This window comes from Rhodoblastus sphagnicola, assembly GCF_002937075.1.
Taxonomy (GTDB): domain Bacteria; phylum Pseudomonadota; class Alphaproteobacteria; order Rhizobiales; family Beijerinckiaceae; genus Rhodoblastus; species Rhodoblastus sphagnicola.
The window spans coordinates 78,789-97,418 of sequence record NZ_NHSJ01000129.1 but is presented as its reverse complement, the minus strand read 5'-3'; the positions used below and the strand labels follow the sequence as shown (position 1 = coordinate 97,418).

The following is an 18,630-nucleotide window of genomic DNA, read 5'->3' as shown; positions in this document are numbered from 1 at the left end:
CCTCGTTCGCTGTCAAACTTCATTGAAGGGTTTCGTCGTCGCGCAGGCGGACGATCACATCGACGCCGACGATGCGGTAACCGGGCGGCGCGGCGATCTTCAGGTCGCGGGTCAGATCCGAGGGAATGTCCTCGAGACGTTGACGACCCTCGTCGAAATAGTGGCAGTGGGACCCGGTGTTGGTGTCGTACCAGACCGTGGAGCCGAACACCGCGACTTCGCGGATCAGGCCGCTGGCGACGAATTGCCTGAGCGTGTTGTAAACGGTGGCGAGCGACAGCGGCATGTCGAGCGCCTGCGCCTCGCGATGGAGTTGCTCCGCGGTGACGTGGCGGTCGCCAGCGACGAACAGCAGGCCGGCGAGGCTGATGCGTTGCCGGCTCGGCCGCAGGCGCGCCGCCTGCAAGCGCTGTCGGATCATGCGCGCCAACGGACCGCCGCGCCAGTCATAGGCGATACGCGCCCGGGATTTCTCGCCGCCAAAGGTCTCCATGTTTCCCACCCGCTAAGCATCTGTCTCGCTCAGGAAAAGTTAGCAGCGGCGACGCAGGGCGCGAAACGAAATGCGGGTTTTTTGAATAATTCTAAAAAGCGACAATCGAAGTCGCCTGATGGACCGGGACGATCAGCCGCCAGCCCAGATGAGAGCGCCATTGGCGGCGACCAGGACGCCGAACAGGCTCCAGGCGCTCACCAGCGCCCAGCGCGGCGCGACCAGCGGTCCCATCACTTGTCTGTCGCCCGAAAGCAGGATCAGCGGCGCCAGCGCAAGAGGCAGCAGCGCCGCGAGCGTGACTTGGGACGCTTCGAGCAAGTCCCCGACGCGATCGCCGCCAAGCCAGATCACACCGATGAAGGCCGGAACGAGCGCCAGTCCGCGCGTGATGACGCGTCGCAGCCAGCAGGGGATTTTCAGGTCCAGGAACCCCTCCATCACCACCTGGCCCACGATCGTGCCGGTGAAGGTCGAACTCAAGCCCGAAGCGAGCAGTCCGATGGCGAAGATGGTCGCCGCCGCGCCGGCCGCGCGCCCGCCGGCGTCGCCCTCGGCGATGGTCCGGGTTGCGATCTGGAGATCGGCGATGTCGGTCAGGCCATGGGCGTGGAACGCCAGCGCCGCGAAAACCAGCAGGCCGAGATTGACCAGGATCGCCAAGGAGAGCGTCACCCCCGTGTCGAGCGCCGTCCACCGCGCCGCGCGCAAAACGTCGCCGCTCTCGTCCCTGCGGGTTGCGACGACCGAGGAATGCAGAAACAGATTGTGCGGCATCAAGGTGGCGCCGACGATGCCCAACGCGAGGAACAGGCCGTTTGGTCCACGCAAGGCGTCAATCGGATGCGCCGCCTGCGCCAGCGTGGGGCCGATGGGACCGCCGATCAGGGCGAGATTGATGAGCAGGGCGCTCACGATCAGGGCGATCAGGCCGAGGATGATGGCCTCGATCCGCCGGAAGCCCGCGCCCTTCAACCCGAGGATGAGAAAGACGTCCAGACTTGTGACGAGCACGCCGACCGGCAGCGGCAGGTGAAACAGAATGGCGAGCGCGAGCGCCGCGCCCAGGACTTCGGCGACGTCAGTGGCGATGATCGCGATCTCCATGGCGATCCAGAGCGGAAAGGCTGCGCGAAAGCCCCAGCGCAAGCGGATCATCCTGGCGAGATCGGCATTGGCGGCCAGGCCCTGGCGCGCGGCGAGCAGTTGGAAGCCGATGGCGACGAGGCCGGACAGGATCACGACGGCTGCGAGGCCGCCGCCCAGTTTCGCGCCCCCCTGCAAACTGGTGGTCCAGTTGCCGGGGTCCATATAGCCGACGGCGACGAGAAGGCCGGGGCCGAGCGACAGCTTCAGGCGTTTCCAGAATCCGGCGTCCGCCGGCGTGACCACGGAGCCGGAGACTTCGCTCGGGCAGAACGGCGCGGTCGCCAGTTGCGGCAATCCGAGACGCCGGGCGGCGGCGACAATGGGGGTGAAAAAACGTTCGAACATTCCGGCGATCGATTCCGTTATAACCACATGAGCGTCTGTCCGAGTCTCAGCCGAAAGGCTTTGGCGTCGGGGTGTTGTGATCGGCTTGATCGGCTCTTCGGCGCAAGCGGGCGCCAAGGCCCATCACGCTGGCCGCTACGGCTTGCAGTTGCGTTGCGGTCTTGATTTATGTCAATCAAACAGTTGTCAACGAGACTGCGGCGGCGTGAACACGATCACGTCTGGCGTCATGGCGGATTCGCGGCGGACTCCAGCAGGGCGTCGCGAAGCCGCGCGACATTGCGCTGAAGCGCCATGTAATCCTTGCCGGTCATTCCCGACGCCGCGAGCAGGCAGCCGGGAATGGCGAGAGACTTTTTCCGCAGTTTCTTCGCATCGACGGTCAGGTTGACGCGGACTTGCCGTTCGTCGTCAGGATCGCGGTTGCGGGTGACATAGCCCAGCGCCTCCAGGCGCTTGAGCAGCGGCGTGAGCGTGCTCGACTCCAGGCAAAGCTTTTCGCCAATGGCCCCAACGTTTTGTCCGTCCTCGACCCAAAGCGCGGCCATGACCAGGAATTGTGGGAACGTCAAACCCAGATCCTTGAGCAAAGGCTTGTAAACGCGGCTGAAGGCGTGATTGGCCGAATAGATCGCGAAACACAGCATGTTGTCTGGCGTCAGATCGGGTCCGATATCGGCGTCATTTGCGGTCAAGGCGACTTGCTCCCTCTGGTGAGATTAGATCGCGCGCGATCTTGTCGCAACATTTGAGCGATTGGGATGCGGCTCGCCCATCATGGAGGTGCGAGCGAGGATGGCGTATTACAACCCTGGCGCGCAAGGGGGCGATTGCGCCGGATTGGAGACGGCCGGTCGGAAATCGGAAGGCCGAGCGATTGACAAAAAAGTTGTGCGCGATAATATCGTGTACGATATAATATCGCGACATTGAATTCAAAACGAAGGGAGATCGCCATGACTTTCGCCACGTTCAGACCACCGCGAGCCAGAAAATCCGTCGACACGACACGCGGAGCCCCGCCTGTTCAGACGCCTGTGCGGCGAGAGTGAGCGTGACGATGATCGCTCGTCCGCAAGGGCGGGCGCGCCGCCATCGGGAGGTTCATTCCCGCCGAGCGCTTCGGTCTCAACAAGGAACGCTCGTCACGGCGAGCCTTCGCTTCGGGGTTTCGCAAGCCGAGCCCGCGCGAATCTACTATTGAAAGGAACAGTCCATGACTGAATTGACGAACACGCAAGGAAAATGCCCGGTTATGCATGGGGCTAACACGTCTCAGGGCGTCTCCAATATTGATTGGTGGCCGAAGCTGCTCAATCTCGACATCCTTCACCAGCATGACGTCAAGACCAGCCCCTTCGCGGTCGGTTTCAACTATCGCGAGGAGGTCAAGAAGCTCGATGTGGAGGCGCTGAAGAGCGATCTGCGCGCGTTCATGACCACGCGGCAGGATTTTTGGCCGGCGGACTGGGGCCATTACGGCGGGCTGATGATCCGCATGTCCTGGCATTCCGCCGGAACCTATCGCATCGCCGACGGGCGCGGCGGCGGCGGGCGCGGCGCCCAGCGCTTCGCGCCGCTGGCGTCATGGCCCGACAACGGCAATCTCGACAAGGCGCGCCGCCTGTTGTGGCCGATCAAGAAAAAGTACGGCAATCGCCTGAGCTGGGCCGATCTGATCGTGCTGGCCGGAACCGTCGCCTATGAATCGATGGGCCTGAAAATCTATGGCTTCAGTTTCGGGCGCGAAGACATCTGGCATCCCGAGAAGGATGTCTACTGGGGCTCCGAGAAGGAATGGCTCGCTCCCACCGCCGGCCGTTACGAAAAGGACGACTCCGTCGCCTTGGAGAATCCGCTGGCCGCCGTGCAGATGGGTCTGATCTACGTCAACCCGGAGGGACGCGACGGCAAACCCGATCCGCTGCGCACCGCGCAGGACGTGCGCGAAACTTTTGCGCGCATGGCGATGAACGATGAGGAAACCGTGGCGCTGACCGCCGGCGGCCATACCGTGGGCAAGGCGCACGGCAATGGCGACGCCGCGCGGCTCGGCCCGGCGCCCGATGGCGCGGAGGTCGATGACCAGGGTCTGGGCTGGCTCAACAAAACAACGCGCGGCGTGGGCCGCGATGCGGTCACCAGCGGCCTCGAAGGCGCCTGGACCACCCATCCGACCAAATGGGACAATGGCTATTTCGACATGCTGCTCAACCATGAGTGGGCGCTGACGAAGAGCCCGGCCGGCGCCTGGCAATGGGAGCCGACCGACATCCGCGAGGAAGACAAGCCGGTCGATGTCGAGGATCCCACGATCCGCTGCAACCCGATGATGTGCGACGCCGACATGGCGATGAAAATGGACCCGGAGTACCGCAAGATTTCGGAGCGGTTCCACAAGGATCCCGCTTATTTCTCCGAGGTTTTCGCACGCGCCTGGTTCAAGCTGACCCATCGCGATCTCGGGCCCAAGGCGCGCTATATCGGCCCGGATGTTCCCAAGGAGGAGCTGATCTGGCAGGATCCGGTGACAGCCGGACGCACGGACTACGACGTCGCCGCCGTCAAGGCGAGGATCGCCGGCGCCGGTCTGTCGCATGCCGAGATGATCGCGACCGCCTGGGACAGCGCCCGCACCTTCCGGGGGTCGGACCGGCGCGGCGGCGCCAATGGCGCCCGCATTCGCCTCAGCCCGCAAAAGCACTGGGAAGGCAACGAACCGGCGCGTCTCGCCAGGGTTCTGGAAGCGCTTGATCCCATCGCGCGGGACAGTGGCGCGAGCCTGGCGGACGTGATCGTGCTGGCCGGCAATGTCGGGCTGGAGCAGGCGATCAAGGCGGCTGGATTCGCCGTCGAGGTTCCGTTCGCGCCCGGACGCGGCGACGCGACGCCGGAACAGACCGACGCCGCTTCCTTCGCCGTGCTGGAGCCAATCCATGACGGCTTTCGCAACTGGGTGAAGAAGGATTACGTGGTTTCGCCCGAAGAGCTGCTGCTCGACCGGACCCAGTTGATGGGACTGACGGCCTGCGAAATGACCTGCCTGATCGGCGGCCTGCGCGTGCTCGGGACCAATCACGGCGGGAGTGGGCATGGCGTGTTCACCGACCGCGTCGGCGCGCTGACGACCGACTTCTTCGTCAACCTCACCGACATGGCGAACAGCTGGGTTTCCACCGGCGCCAATGTCTACGACATCCGTGACCGCAACACGGGCGCCGCGAAATGGACCGCGACGCGCGTCGATCTGGTGTTCGGCTCCAACGCCGTGCTGCGCGCCTATGCGGAGGTTTACGCGCAGGACGACAACAAGGAGAAATTCGTGCGCGATTTCGTCGCCGCCTGGACCAAGGTGATGAACGCCGACCGGTTCGACCTCGTCTAGTTCAAGGACCGGCCACACGATTGAGCCTCTGCTGGCGGCGCGCCAAGGCGCCGCCAGTCGCGTTGCCCGCCCCAAAGGCTCCACCCGCGCCAAATGGCGCGGTGTGAGGGTCAGCGCCTTGCGCAATTCCTCCTTCGCCGCCGCGAGTTCGAACCTGTAGCTGGGGTTCTGCGCTGTGGACGGCGCAGGCCAGCGCCCGGCCGCAACGCGGGATCCGCGGCATAGGGCCGCTTGCGGTTGAACAGAGGCGCCGCTCTCTTGCCGCAAAGCATCATTGACTTGACGGAAGACCTGCCCGACCGTTTTGCTGAAGGCAAGCGGCCTCACGGGAGAGTTTTGGATGCAGCCGAACGGCGCCGTCAAGGGCGGGGATTCGCAGGGCGGCATGTCGTTGCGCGCCGCTATGACGGTCGCGGCCCTGGCTGCGGGCATTGTTGCGACGGCGCTCGCTCTCGCCACATTTCATGATCTTTGGAGGGCGGCCAACTACCTCGCGCGCGCCGAGCGCTCCTATGAACAGCTCTCGCTGGTGACGCGCGTTGAAGCCGACGTCAATGCTTTGCTGCTCGACGAGTCGGCGCGCGCGGTTCTCCCGGAATGGACCGTGTTGTCCGATGTCGCCGCGCCGACGATCGAACGCACTCTGGCGCGTTATTTGGCCAGCATCGGTCAGGAGACCGAATTGCTGACCGAATCGCTGGACGAAAAGCGGCAATCCCAAGAGGTTTTGCGGGCGATCGAACTTCGGGACCTGTTTCGCGCTGTTCAAGGCGATCTCGGTTTCATGCGCAATCAGTTGGCGGATTCGCCTCAGGCGCGCGATGGCAGAAATTTCGCCGCGCGTCGGATCGCTGACGGGGTCGTCGAGTTGCGGCGGCGTACGGCCGACATCGTCAAACACGAAAGCGACGAGGTCGCCGCCGTCAATGCGGAAATGGAGGGGCTGCGCGGCCGGTTCGCGGTCCACGCCTGCGCCGCGCTGCTTTTTTTTCTTGCGGGCGGCCTCGCCGCGACCCGACTGGTCGACAAGGGGCTTGCGCGCCCGCTCTCGGCCTTGGCCGGCGGCGCGCGGCGCCTGGCGGAGGGCGACCGCGCCGTTCAGGTTGCGCCCGCCGGCCTGCGCGAATTGCGCGAACTTGGACGCCAGTTCAATGTCATGGCTGGTCGGATCGTTCAGCAGCAGTCCCAGCTGGAGACCGCCAATGAACGTTTGGAGGCGACTGTGCGCGCCCGCACCCGCGAACTTCAGGCCAAGACCGAGCAGCTTGCCGACATCGACCGCAACAGGCGGTTGTTTTTCGCCAAGGTCAGCCATGAGTTGCGGACCCCGGCGACAGTCCTTCTCGGAGAAGCCAGTCTCGCCTTGCGCCATCGCGCGCCCGATGTCGTCATCTTGCGCGAAGCGCTCACCCACATTCGCGCCAATGGGGAGGCCATGCGACGGCGCCTCGAAGACATGTTGATGCTGGCGCAGTCCGACGAGGGGCGCCTTGTGCTGCGTCGCGCGCCTTTCGATCTGGCCGGCGCGGCGCGCGAGGCTGTCAATCTGGCCGGCGCCTTCGCCGCCTCTTCCGGCGTTGTGCTGAAAAGCGACGGGCTTGCGGCGGCGGCGCCGATGGAAGGCGACGAGAGCTGGCTTCGCCAGGCGCTGCTCGCCCTGATCGACAATGCGGTGAAGTTTTCGCCCCACGATGGCCAGGTGCGGGTCGAGCTTGCGCAAGGGGACGAGCTGCGCCTCAGTGTGCTCGACGAAGGTCCGGGAGCGCCCGATGAAGCGCTTGGCCGGTTGTTTGATCCCTATTATCAATGCGAGGGGGGGTCGCTGCGCGGCGGCTCCGGTCTTGGTCTGGCTGTCGCCCGCTGGATCGCCGAGCAGCACGGCGGCGGCGTCGCCGCGATCAATCGTCCCGAGGGCGGCTTGCAAGTCAGTCTGATTCTCCCCAGGAAAGCCGCATGAAAGTTCTTCTGGTCGAGGATGACGCCGGCATCGGCCGGTTGGTGGTCAAGGCGCTGGAAAGCGAGGGCCTTGGCGTGGACTGGCAGCGCGTGGGCCGCCGGGCGCTGGACGCGCTGCGCGAGGGCGGCTTTGCTTTGATCGTTCTCGATCTCATGCTGCCCGATGTGGACGGTGTGCTGCTGGCGCGGCAAATTCGACTGGCCGGCCACGACATTCCCATTCTGATGCTCACCGCCCGCGCCGGGCTGGAGGACAAGCTGGAGGGGTTTCGTTCCGGCGCCGACGATTTTCTCGCCAAGCCCTTTCATGTCGAAGAGTTGCTGGCGCGCGTCCGCGTGCTGCTGCGCCGAAGCATCCCCGCGCGCGCGAGCGCGCCTGTGCTCGCTTACGAGTCGTTGAACGTCGATGCGATCGCGCGCGAAGCCACGGTCAATGGCGCGGCGCTGGCGCTGACCAAGCGGGAGTTCGAAGTGCTGGAGTGCCTGACGCGGAACGCCCAGCGCGCCTTGTCGCGCGAGGCGCTCATCGCCCAGGCCTGGGGCGACGCCAGCGACGTCACGCCCAACGCCGTGGATGTCTATGTCGGGTATCTCCGCCGGAAAATGGCGGCGATGCCCGGCGCGCCGCAAATCGTCACCTTGCGCGGAATCGGCTATCGCCTGTCGCGCCCCGCGTGATGCGCCTTGCCTCTGGCGCCAAAGTACTGGCGATTCTGAGAACGTTATCATCTTCCTCTCAGGACACTCTCACAGTTTCCGCCCTAACCTCTGTTTAACGCGGTCGTTCAGAGCCGTCGTTCAACGAGTCCAGGGAGACCAAAATGATTCTTGCGCCCTGCGCGCCCCAGCGCGCGCGCCTGCTGGCGACAGCCTCTCTTGCCGCTTTCTCTCTTGCGGTCGTCTTTTCCGCACCCGCAGCCCGGGCGGAACGCGGCGAGAAGCTCGTGACGTGGGAAGATATCGCCAATGACGACAAATCGACCAATGACGTGCTCACCTATGGCCTTGGCCTCGGCGCGCACCGCTATTCGACGCTCGACAAGATCAATGTCGATAATGTCGGCAAGCTGAAGGCCAAGTGGGCCTTCTCCTTTGGCGACGAGCGCCAGCGCGGCCAGGAAGGCCAGTCGCTGGTCCACGACGGCGTGATCTATGTCACCGGCTCTTATTCGCGCATTTTCGCGCTGGACGCCATGACCGGCAAGCGGCTTTGGGCTCATTCGCACCGTCTCGCCGAAGACATTCGCCCCTGCTGTGACGTGGTCAATCGCGGCGCGGCCATTTATGGCGACAAGATTTACATGGGCACGCTCGACGCGAGCATCATCGCGCTCGACCGCAAGACCGGCAAGGTCGCCTGGCAGAAGAAATTCGAGGATCACACCGCCGGCTATACCATGACCGGCGCCCCGGCCTTCATCAAGGACCAGAAGACCGGCAAGGTGTTGCTGATCCATGGGTCTTCAGGCGATGAATTCGGCGTTGTCGGCCGCCTCTACGCCCGCGATCCCGATACGGGTGAAGAAATCTGGATGCGTCCGCTGGTCGAGGGCCACATGGGCCGCCTCAATGGCAAGGACTCCACGCCGACGGGCGATCCCAAGGCCCCGTCTTGGCCGAACAATCCCGACGGCACGAAAAAGGACGCCTGGAATCATGGCGGCGGCGCGCCCTGGCAGACGGCGACCTTCGACGTCAAGTCCAACACCATCGTCATCGGCACCGGCAATCCGGCGCCTTGGAACTATCACCACCGCTCCGGTCCCAATGGCGACTGGAAGCCCTATGACAGTCTGTTCACGTCGGGCCAGATCTATATCGAGCCATCGACGGGTGAGGTGGTCGGCTTCTTTCAGCATACGCCAAACGACGCCTGGGACTTCTCGGGCAACAATTCGGTGCTGCTGTTCGATCTGGAAAAAGACGGCAAGAAGATCCGCGCCGCGGCCCACGCCGACCGCAACGGCTATTTCTTCATCACCGATCTCGACAAGCTGACCGCCCGCGACGGGCGCCTGTCCAAACAGGCCGGCAGCGCCATCGCCATTTATCCCTTCGTCAAGGACATTTCCTGGGCCACGGGTTGGGATGTGGCGGCAGGCCGCCCGATCGAAGGCAACGGGCGCCCTCCGGCGCCGCTCGAAGGCGAAAAACAGGGCCAGCCTGTCAAGGTCACGCCGAATTTCCTTGGCGGCACCAACTGGATGCCGATGTCCTACAATCCGGAAACCAAGCTGTTCTACATTCCATCGAACGACTGGATGGAAGATTATTGGACCGAAAACCTCACGTACAAAAAGGGCGCCGCCTATCTCGGCCAAGGCTTCCGCATCAAACGCAAGTTTGAGGACCATGTCGGCGCCTTGCGCGCTCTTGATCCGGCGACCGGCAAAATCGTCTGGGAGGCGTTGGAGCCGATGCCGCTCTGGGCGGGCACGCTGACCACCAAGGGCAATCTGGTGTTCACGGGAACCTCCGACGGCTTCGTCAAGGCGTTCAACGCCAAGACCGGCCAGGAGCTGTGGAAATTCCAGACAGGCTCCGGCGTGGTCTCGATCCCGGTCACCTGGGAGCAGGACGGCAAGCAGTATCTCGGCATTTCCTCTGGCTATGGCGGCGCCGTGCCGCTTTGGGGCGGCGACATGGCCGACATGACCAAAACGGTCAGTCAGGGCGGTTCCTATTGGGTGTTCGAACTGTCAACGGATGTGGCTGACGCCAAATAAGCCTCAGTCAGAGTTTGGCCGGCCCTTTTTGCCGTGGGGCCGGCCATGATTCGCAGCGCCTCCATTTTCCCATTCCGGACGGCGTTGTGATGTGGCCAGCGAGAATGTCCGTTTCGTCAGGGCATTCGATTTCCTGAATCCCAAGAAGGACGTCGTCCCATGTCGACCGGAAGTCTCTCTCTATCAGGGGCTCGTTCTCGCTGGCCTTTTTTGTTTCGCAATCTGGCGCTGCTGGCGTCAGCGCTGTCTGTCGGCCTGTCGCAGGCAAATGCCTATGACATCATCGTCAACAAGGATCCGAGGCCATCGCCCTGGGTGGAAAATGGCTGCACGATTGCGCCCAACGCACGCTGCCCCGGCGTCGATCTTCGCCATATCGATCTGAAGGACGCCAATCTTTCGGGCGCCGATCTGTCCGGCGCCAATCTCGCGCGGGTGGACTTGCGCCACGCCAATCTCAGCGCCGCCAATCTTGAAGGCGCCAATCTTGAAGGCGCGCGGCTCTACACCGCTTTCATGCAGAGGGCGCGGCTGAAGGGCGCCAATCTTCGCGGCGCCGATCTGTCGTTTGCGCGCATCGCGAGCGCCGACTTCACCGGCGCCGACCTGACCGCCGCAAGTCTCGAACATGTCCGCGCCAATGCCGCGAACCTGTTCCAGGCGCGACTGATCAACGCCGACTTGCAGGAAGCCCAGCTTTACGACGTGAACCTGGCCGAAGCCGATTTGACCGGCGCGCTGAAGCGCTACACGATTTTCCAGAACGCCGTGATGGACGGCTGCACAGCCTGCCCGCAAGACTGGCAGAAGGGACAACGCGCCTGGGAGCAGGAGAAGAATTGAGCGGGGCCGCAAGGTTTGGGCGTTGTCTTGTGGTCGCTTGCGTTCTCGCCTCCGGGGTCGGGCGGGCGGAAATCATCAGGGAGAGCTTCCTTGCCTGCCGCGCCATTGCTGGCCCGGCCGAACGGCTCGCCTGTTATGACGATCTCGCCCATCACTACGAGACGCCGCGTTTCAGCGGCAGCCGCAACGCGATGACCGAGCCTTTCACATTGGACAGGCCTCATCTCATGAGGTTCAGCTCGCAGGGCGTCATATTCGTTCTCTACCTGATGGACGGCGCCGGCAATGTCGTCCAGAATCTCCACATCGGCGGGGCCGGCGAGGACAGCTATCTGATCGCCAGACCGGGCGTTTATCAGTTGCGCATCAATGCCGCGGAAGACTGGCGCATCTGGCTGGAGCCGAAATGAGGGCGCGGACTCGCCCGGGCGCTGTTTCGGCGCCGCCCGATCAAAACGCGGAGGCGCGATGAGCCTGTTCCGACTGATCGCTCTGGCCGTTGGACTTCTCGGACTGGGCTTTGGCGCGGCCCGGGCGCAGCAGCAGCTGGACATTGCTTTGATCCTCGCCGTCGACGTCTCCGGCTCCATGGATGATGCGCGCTATCGGGTGCAGTTCGAGGGAATCGCGCGGGCGCTGGACGATGAATCGGTGATCCAGTCGCTGATCGGCGGCCAGCGCCACGCCATGGCGATCGCCATGCTGGCCTGGTCGGACAAGGCCGAGGAGGTCATGCCCTGGCGGATCATCGCCAGTTCCGCCGACGCTCATCGCATCGCCAGCCTGATCCGCTCGATGCCGCGCGTCTCCGGCGAGTTCACCTGCCTCGCCGGCATGTTGCGCCAGGCGCGCGAGGGGCTGGTTCGCTCGGTTCCCGGTCAGGCGAGCCGCGTCATCATCGACGTCTCCGGAGACGGTCCGGACAATTGTTCTGGCGCTCACGCTGCGGAAGACGAGCGCGACAAGACCATCGCCGAGGGCGTGACCATCAACGGACTGCCGATCCGAACCGAGAATGAAGTCGTCGGGACCGGCGCCTATCGCGCGCCAGGATTTGGGATCGAAGAGCTTCGCAATGAGCCGCATGCGTCCGGCGTGACCATCGAGGACTGGTACAAGCAGCATGTCATCGGCGGCCCGAGCGCCTTCAACATTGTCGCCAACGGCTATCATGATTTTGAACGCGCCTTTCGCCGGAAGTTCCTGATCGAGATCGCCTCGGGCGTTCAGGGGCAGGGTCAGCTTTCCATGTCGAATGCAAATCCCTCGGCGCGCGCGGGCATCATTCACCGCAACTGAGCCATGACGATCGGCCTTTCGCGACGTCGCCCTCGGAAGTGTCCGGCTTGCGCGCGCGAGGCATTATCAACAGTGATCCGCCCAGTTCACCAGCGAGGCGTTCACGCGCGTTCTGATCGACAAGAAGATTGCGATCAGCAGGGACGGCAAGGGCGCGTGGCGCGACAATGTCTTCGTTGAACGCGTCGATCGCCCGGCATCTCAACTCCTATGACAGCCTGCGTCCGCATTCGAGCCTTGACCGGCGGACGCCGGACGAGGCCCACCTCACCCCAGTCCCCATTGCGCTGGCCGCATAAATTGTCCGCCGCCGCGCGTTTGTCGCAATTCCGGTTGGGCTACGCCCGCCCTCCATCGGAATAAACGCGCGGCAAGTCCCTACGACCCAAACCCGGCAGAACACCACTTATCTTTCGCGGGAAAATGTTCAGACAACCGGCGCCGGCTCTGGCTGAGAGTTTTCCGACCCTGGTTGAGCGAATGAATCTCGTCAATCTGACGGGCGTTCGACAGCGAGGCTGGCGCATGGTCCCGCGCGGCCGCGCCGCATCGGCGTCGAAGCCAGAAAAGAGACAATGAACAAAACCGCCCTGGTCGACGGGGTGACCCGGCGCCCCCAAGGACAAACAGAGTAGATTCCGAACCTGTCTCGTCGGTCAGAGCGCCTGATAATGGCGAGAGGCGTCTCTACGTCGGCGTGTGATCACAAGAGGAAATCCGGCGATGTCTTCAACAGATCAACCAACGTCGATTCAAGTTTGGGATCCCCTCGTCCGCTACGGCCATTGGGCTTTGGTCGTGGCGTTTGCCGTCGCCTATCTCAGCAGCGAGGACGAGTCCGGCGGTCCCGATCAGCTTCACGTCTGGAGCGGATATGCCGTCGGGTTCATCGTGGCGGTGAGAGTGCTCTGGGGGCTGGTTGGCGCGGGCCATGCTCGGTTCAGCGATTTCGCCTGCGGCCCGATTACGGCGCTGAAATATCTCACCGACGAAGTTCGCGGCCGCGCGAAACGCTATATCGGTCATAGCCCCGCCGCAGCCTACATGATCGCGGCGCTTCTGGTGTGCCTGACGGCGACGGTCGTGACCGGGCTGGTCGCAAATGGCGATGGCGGCAAGGGCGCCCGCGCAAGCGTTCACGGCCTTGTCATCGCGCAGGCGCAAGCCGACGAACACAAGGGCCGCTCGGAACGCGGCGGCAAGCACGGCGAGGGCGGGGAGAGCGCGGTCGGCGAGTTGCACGAGGCGCTCGCAAATATCACCCTTGGGCTTATCCTCCTGCACATTCTTGGCGTCGGTCTGGCCAGCGTCGCGCATCGGGAGAATCTCGTGGCCGCCATGTTCAGCGGCCGGAAGCGCTCGGGAGATTGAGCGCGAGAGCGGTGGGCGCCGACTCAAGCGTTTGGTTCCGCGCCCGCCGACCGTGGGAGTCTGAGTCGTGATCGCAGTCCCGTGGCTCAATTTCGCCATCGCCATCGGCGTCGGCCTGATGATCGGGCTGGAGCGCGAACGTTCGAAAGGCGTGGGCGCCGCCCGCCGCCCGGCCGGGATAAGGACGTTCACGCTCGCGGCGCTGATGGGCGCGGTCGCGAGCCATCTTGGCGGCGTTCCGCTTCTGGCGGTTGTGACCGCGAGCGTCATGGCGCTCTCAGCCCTGTCCTATTTGCGGAGTCCTGATGACGATCCGGGCCTGACGACCGAAATCGGCCTGGTCGCGACCCCACTGCTCGGGGGGCTCGCGATGTCGGATACGGGACTCGCCGCCGGCCTGGGCGCGGCGGTCGCCGTCATCCTCGCGGCGAAGGCGCCGCTGCATGGCTTTGTGACGCGAGTCCTGACCGGCGCTGAAGTCACGGACGGGCTTGTTCTCGCGGTCGCCACGCTGGTCATCTGGCCGCAGCTTCCCGATCGCTATCTCGGCCCTTTTGAGGCATTGAACCCGCACAGCATCTGGTTTCTGGTCATACTGGTGATGGCGCTCGGGACTTGTGGGCACGTCGCGACACGGGCGCTGGGAACGCGCCTGGGGCTGCCTGTCGCCGGCTTCGCATCCGGCTTCGTCTCCAGCACGGCGACCATCGGCTCCATGGCTGGCCGAGCGGTCAAGGACCCGACAAGCATGAAGGCGGCGGTCGCGGGGGGCGTTTTTTCAACCGTCGCCACCTTTGTTCAACTGGCCCTGCTGCTCGTGATCGTCAGCCAGCCGACCCTTGTCCTGATGGCCCCGGCGCTGGCGGCGGGCGCGCTCGCCGCAGCGGCTTACGGCCTTGTCTTTGCCCTGCGCGCGGCGACGCCGGAGGGCGGCGCCGACAGCGAACCGGGCCGCGCGTTCAGCGTCGGAACCGCCCTCGGTCTTGCGGCGATGATGGCCGTGATGCTGGTGATCGCGGCGGCCTTGAGAAACTGGCTCGGGGAGACGGGCGTCACGGCAGGGGCGATTGTCGCCGGCTTTGTCGACACCCATGCCGCAGCCATTTCGATCGCTTCCCTGGTCGCCTCGGCGAAGACGACTCCGCAGGAGGCCGTATTGCCGATCCTGGCGGCGATGACGAGCAACGCCGTGGCGAAAATGGCGATGGCGATGGGCGCGGGCTCGCGCGGTTTTGCGCTGCGCATGTCGCCGGGCCTGATCGCGCCAATTGCAGCGGCCTGGGCGGTCGCTGTCCCGACACTCTTCCGATGACCGTTCCATATCGCTGGAGCGGCGCGAGGTGCATTCCATGTTGATTACCAGGCAGCGCCAGACTTCGCCGCAACCGGGCGCCCCAATCATGGATCTCGGGACATTCACCGGACGCCTGCTCGTCATTCTCGTCATCGCCGCGCTTGCCGGCGCCGTATGGCAACTGAGCGACATTCTGATCCTGCTGTTCGGCGCCATTCTTCTCTCCATCGGGCTTTGCGCGGCGGCGCGGCTGATCGCCCGATACGCCCACATGCCCAGGAGCATCGCGCTGGCGGTGGTTTTCCTGCTGGGGCTTGGCCTGTTCGGCTCGGCGCTCTGGGTGTTCGGCTCGACGATCACGTCGCAGCTCAACGACGTGATCAAGGCCGCGCCCGCCGGGTTCAAGCTGTTCATGGCCTGGATGGCCCAGTTCCCTTACGCGCAAAAACTGCTCGAAACGGTGCGCGGCGTGAATGTGATGGATGCGACGGGATGGGCGACGTCGGCGGTCACCAGCGCCGGCGGCCTGATCACCCGCGCGCTCGCCTACAGCGTGGTCGCGCTGTTCGTGGCGATCTATCTGGCGGCGCAACCGGAGCGGTACCGGCATCTGTGCCTGCGCCTCGTGCCCCCCGCGCAAAGACCGATCGCCGAGACGTTCTTTGGCGTGACCGGCCAGGTGTTGCAGCGCTGGCTGGTCGGCCAGCTCGTGGTCATGGCGACGATTGGCGTGCTCAGCGGGTGCGGCCTGTGGATGTTGGGCATAGAAGCCGCCTTCGCGCTCGGGCTGATGGGCGGCCTGCTCTCCTTTATTCCCTATGTCGGCGCGATTCTGGCGGCGGTCCCGGCCACGCTGGTGGCGTTGACGCAGGGGCCGACTTACGCCGCCTCGGTCGTCGGCATGTATGTGGTGGTGCATTTCGTCGAGGGCAATTTCATCACCCCGATGGTGCAGGCGGAAGCGACCGCTTTTCCCCCGGTGCTCGCCATTCTCTCCACCGTCGCCTTCAGCGTGCTGTTCGGGCCGCTCGGCGTGTTGCTGGCCGCCCCGCTCACGCTGATTCTGTTGGCCACGGTCGAGGTTCTCTATGTGCAGCAAGGACTTGGCGAGGCGCCGGAGCTTGATGCGCCGCCTGAGGCCGCGCCGCCGGGCGGCGCCAAGGCGTCCACGCAGGCGCCGTGCGCGCAAACCGCCGCCGATCAGGGCCTGACGGCGGCGGAGGCCGCCGCCCGGTTGCGGCAGGATGGCCCGAACGCGCTGCCCCAGGATCATCAGCGCGGCGTGTTCCGCATTGTTGTTGACGCCCTGCGCGAACCGATGCTGCAACTGCTGCTGGGCGCCGCCGTCGTCTATCTGATCGTGGGCGACCTGTCCGGCGCCCTGGTGCTGCTCGCTTTCGCGGTCCTGAACGTCCTCCTTGTGGTGGTTCAGGAAAACCGCATGGAAAACGCGCTCGCGGCCCTGAAGGATCTGACCAGCCCCGGCGCCTTCGTCATCCGCGATGGCAAGCGCCAGCGGATACCGGGGGCCGAGGTCGTCGCCGGCGACATTGTCGTACTGATGGAGGGCGATCGCGTCCCGGCCGATGCGCGCCTGCTTGAGGTCGCGAATCTCGAAATCGATGAATCGCTGTTGACGGGCGAATCCGTCCCGGTGCGCAAGGCGCTTGGCGAGGGCGAAACCGAGGACGCCCGCCCCGGCGGAGATGACAGTCCGAACGTCTGGTCGGGCAGCCTGATCGTGCGCGGTTCGGGTGTCGCGCGTGTGTTCGCCACCGGCGCGCGCACGGAGATCGGCCGCATCGGCGCGTCGCTCGCCGCCGTCGAGGCCGCGCCGACGCCGCTCCAGATCCAGACCCGCAGGCTGGTGATGATCTTCGCCGTGCTCGGCATCGGATCGTCAGTCGCGCTCGCCTTGGCCTATGGCGTGCTGCAAGGCGACTGGATCAAGGGCGTGCTCGCCGGCATCACGCTGGCGATGGCGACGCTGCCGGAGGAGTTTCCGCTCGTCCTGACGGTGTTCATGGTGCTCGGCGCCTGGCGGATGTCGCAAAACAAGGTTTTGACGCGGCGCTCGGCGGCCATCGAGGCGCTTGGCGCGGTGACCGTGCTGTGCACCGACAAGACCGGCACGCTGACGCTGAACAAGATGACCGTCACGGCGCTGGTGGCCGAAGGGGAGCATTGGGACGTTTCATCCCAGGCCAGTCCGGAACTGCCGGAACGTTTTCATGCTCTCGTCGAGTTTTCGATCCTGGCGAGCCGCCCCGATCCGTTCGATCCGATGGAGCGGGCGTTTTCCGATCTTGGCGAGAAATACCTGAAACAGACGGATCACATCCATGCGGATTGGACGCTGGCGCACGGCTATCCGCTGCAACCCGCCCTGCTGGCGATGTCGCAGGTCTGGCAAACCAAGGGCGGGACGGGTTTTGTCGTGGCGGCCAAGGGCGCGCCGGAAGCGGTCGCGGAGCTGTGCCACCTTCCGGCTGACCGGATCGAGATCCTGCGCCGCGACGTGGCGGCGCTGGCCGCGCAAGGCCTGCGCGTGCTGGCGGTGGCGCGAGCCGCATGGGCGACCGACGCCTGGCCGGAGTCGCAGCATGATTTCGACTTCGATCTGGTGGGTCTGGTCGGTCTCGCCGACCCGCTGCGGCCGGAGGCGCGCGCCGCCGTCGAAGCCTGCGCCAAGGGCGGCATTCGGGTTGTGATGATCACGGGCGATCATCCCGCGACCGCGCTGGCCATTGCGCAACAGGCCGGCATCAAAAGCGATGAAGCCGTGACCGGCGCGGAGCTGGAAGGACTGGACGACAGCCAGTTCGCGGCCCGTCTCGCGCGGACAAATGTGTTCGCCCGCATCATGCCCGAACAGAAGCTGCGACTGGTTCAGGCCTTCGCCGCGTCGGGCCAGATCGTCGCCATGACGGGCGATGGCGTCAATGACGCGCCCTCGCTCAAGGCCGCGCATATCGGCGTCGCCATGGGCGGACGCGGCACCGACGTCGCGCGCGAGGCGGCCTCGCTGGTGCTGCTCGACGACAATTTCGCCAGCCTGGTCACGGCGGTGCGGCTCGGGCGCCGCATCGCTGACAATCTGCGCAAGGCCATGGGCTACATTCTGGCGGTTCACGTGCCGATCGCCGGCATGTCGCTGCTGCCGGTGTTGTTTGGATGGCCGATGGTTCTCGGGCCGGTTCATGTCGTGTTTCTGGAACTCATCATCGATCCGGTCTCCTCGATCGTGTTCGAGGCCGAACCGGAGGAAGACGGTCTCATGGCGCGCCCGCCGCGCAAACCCGACGCGCCCTTGTTCGATGCGCCGCTCATGCTGCACGGCCTGCTGCAAGGCGCCGTGGTGATGGTCGCGGCGCTCGGGATTTTCCAGCTTGGGATTGGCGACGCCCATGGCGAGGAGGTCGCGCGCTGCATGGCTTTCGTGACGCTGGTGATCGGCAATCTCGGCCTGATGCTGACCAACAGATCCACCAAGACCAGCGCGTTCCGCGCGCTGATGCGCCCCAATCGCGCCCTGGTCCTGGTCGTGATCACCACCATTGCCGCGCTGGGGCTTGCCCTGTCCGTGCCCTGGTTGCGCGGCCTGTTCGGCTTCGCGCCGCTGGGACTGCCGCGCTTGGCGGAGGCGGCCGGCGCCGCATTGGCCTGCATCGTGGTGAACGACCTGATCGGACTCGTCTGGCGTTGGCTGGCGGGGGAGGCGGAGGCGGCCCCGCGCGCCAGCAGTCCGCGACCGTCGTCGTTCGATTAG

The 18,630-nt window shown here is 64.9% G+C and carries 13 protein-coding genes and 1 pseudogene; 11 read left to right on the top strand and 3 right to left on the bottom strand.

The features are described from left to right. Positions 1–19 precede the first annotated feature (19 nt). From irrA to CCR94_RS21390, 3 genes are all read right to left on the bottom strand, one after another. Positions 20–493 (bottom strand): iron response transcriptional regulator IrrA, encoded by a 474-nt coding sequence (gene irrA, locus CCR94_RS21400; protein ID WP_275112831.1) that lies wholly within the window; start codon positions 491–493, stop codon positions 20–22. A 132-nt stretch (positions 494–625) separates the two neighbouring features. Then, positions 626–1,987, bottom strand: a complete 1,362-nt coding sequence (locus CCR94_RS21395) for an Nramp family divalent metal transporter (RefSeq protein WP_104510117.1) — start codon at positions 1,985–1,987, stop codon at positions 626–628. 227 nt (positions 1,988–2,214) lie between these two features. Beyond that, positions 2,215–2,634, bottom strand: a complete 420-nt coding sequence (locus CCR94_RS21390; protein WP_104510191.1) for a MarR family winged helix-turn-helix transcriptional regulator — start codon at positions 2,632–2,634, stop codon at positions 2,215–2,217. A 569-nt stretch (positions 2,635–3,203) separates the two neighbouring features. Between CCR94_RS21390 and katG the strand changes: the two genes are divergently transcribed. The 11 genes and pseudogenes from katG (at position 3,204) to CCR94_RS21335 (ending at position 18,630) form a co-directional block, all read left to right on the top strand. Continuing rightward, positions 3,204–5,372 (top strand): catalase/peroxidase HPI, encoded by a 2,169-nt coding sequence (gene katG, locus CCR94_RS21385; RefSeq protein WP_104510115.1) that lies wholly within the window; start codon positions 3,204–3,206, stop codon positions 5,370–5,372. 340 nt (positions 5,373–5,712) lie between these two features. After that, a complete protein-coding gene (locus tag CCR94_RS21380; protein ID WP_104510113.1) occupies positions 5,713–7,329 on the top strand; it encodes a sensor histidine kinase in 1,617 nt (538 codons plus the stop codon). Further along, entirely contained in the window at positions 7,326–8,006 is a 681-nt protein-coding gene (locus CCR94_RS21375) for a response regulator transcription factor (RefSeq protein WP_104510111.1), read from the top strand. The genes CCR94_RS21380 and CCR94_RS21375 overlap by 4 nt, the downstream gene beginning before the upstream one ends. Positions 8,007–8,149: 143 nt before the next feature. After that, entirely contained in the window at positions 8,150–10,054 is a 1,905-nt protein-coding gene (locus CCR94_RS21370) for a methanol/ethanol family PQQ-dependent dehydrogenase (RefSeq protein WP_104510108.1), read from the top strand. Between the two features lie 210 nt (positions 10,055–10,264). Next, entirely contained in the window at positions 10,265–10,897 is a 633-nt protein-coding gene (locus CCR94_RS26420; protein ID WP_104510106.1) for a pentapeptide repeat-containing protein, read from the top strand. Positions 10,898–10,926: 29 nt separating this feature from the next. Beyond that, on the top strand, positions 10,927–11,307 hold the full coding sequence (locus CCR94_RS21360; RefSeq protein WP_104510103.1) for a hypothetical protein: 381 nt from the start codon (positions 10,927–10,929) through the stop codon (positions 11,305–11,307). A gap of 58 nt (positions 11,308–11,365) precedes the next feature. After that, the gene (locus tag CCR94_RS21355) at positions 11,366–12,196 is read left to right on the top strand and encodes a DUF1194 domain-containing protein (RefSeq protein ID WP_158254863.1); all 831 of its coding nucleotides are present in this window, start codon (positions 11,366–11,368) and stop codon (positions 12,194–12,196) included. Positions 12,197–12,275: 79 nt separating this feature from the next. After that, positions 12,276–12,495: pseudogene (locus tag CCR94_RS21350) on the top strand (IS3 family transposase); the annotation flags it as partial. Positions 12,496–12,919: 424 nt separating this feature from the next. After that, positions 12,920–13,567: a cytochrome b/b6 domain-containing protein gene (locus CCR94_RS21345; RefSeq protein WP_104510099.1), complete on the top strand. Its 648-nt coding sequence runs from the start codon at positions 12,920–12,922 to the stop codon at positions 13,565–13,567. Positions 13,568–13,634: 67 nt separating this feature from the next. Beyond that, positions 13,635–14,879, top strand: a complete 1,245-nt coding sequence (locus CCR94_RS21340) for an MgtC/SapB family protein (protein WP_104510097.1) — start codon at positions 13,635–13,637, stop codon at positions 14,877–14,879. 37 nt (positions 14,880–14,916) lie between these two features. Beyond that, positions 14,917–18,630, top strand: a complete 3,714-nt coding sequence (locus CCR94_RS21335; RefSeq protein WP_104510095.1) for an HAD-IC family P-type ATPase — start codon at positions 14,917–14,919, stop codon at positions 18,628–18,630.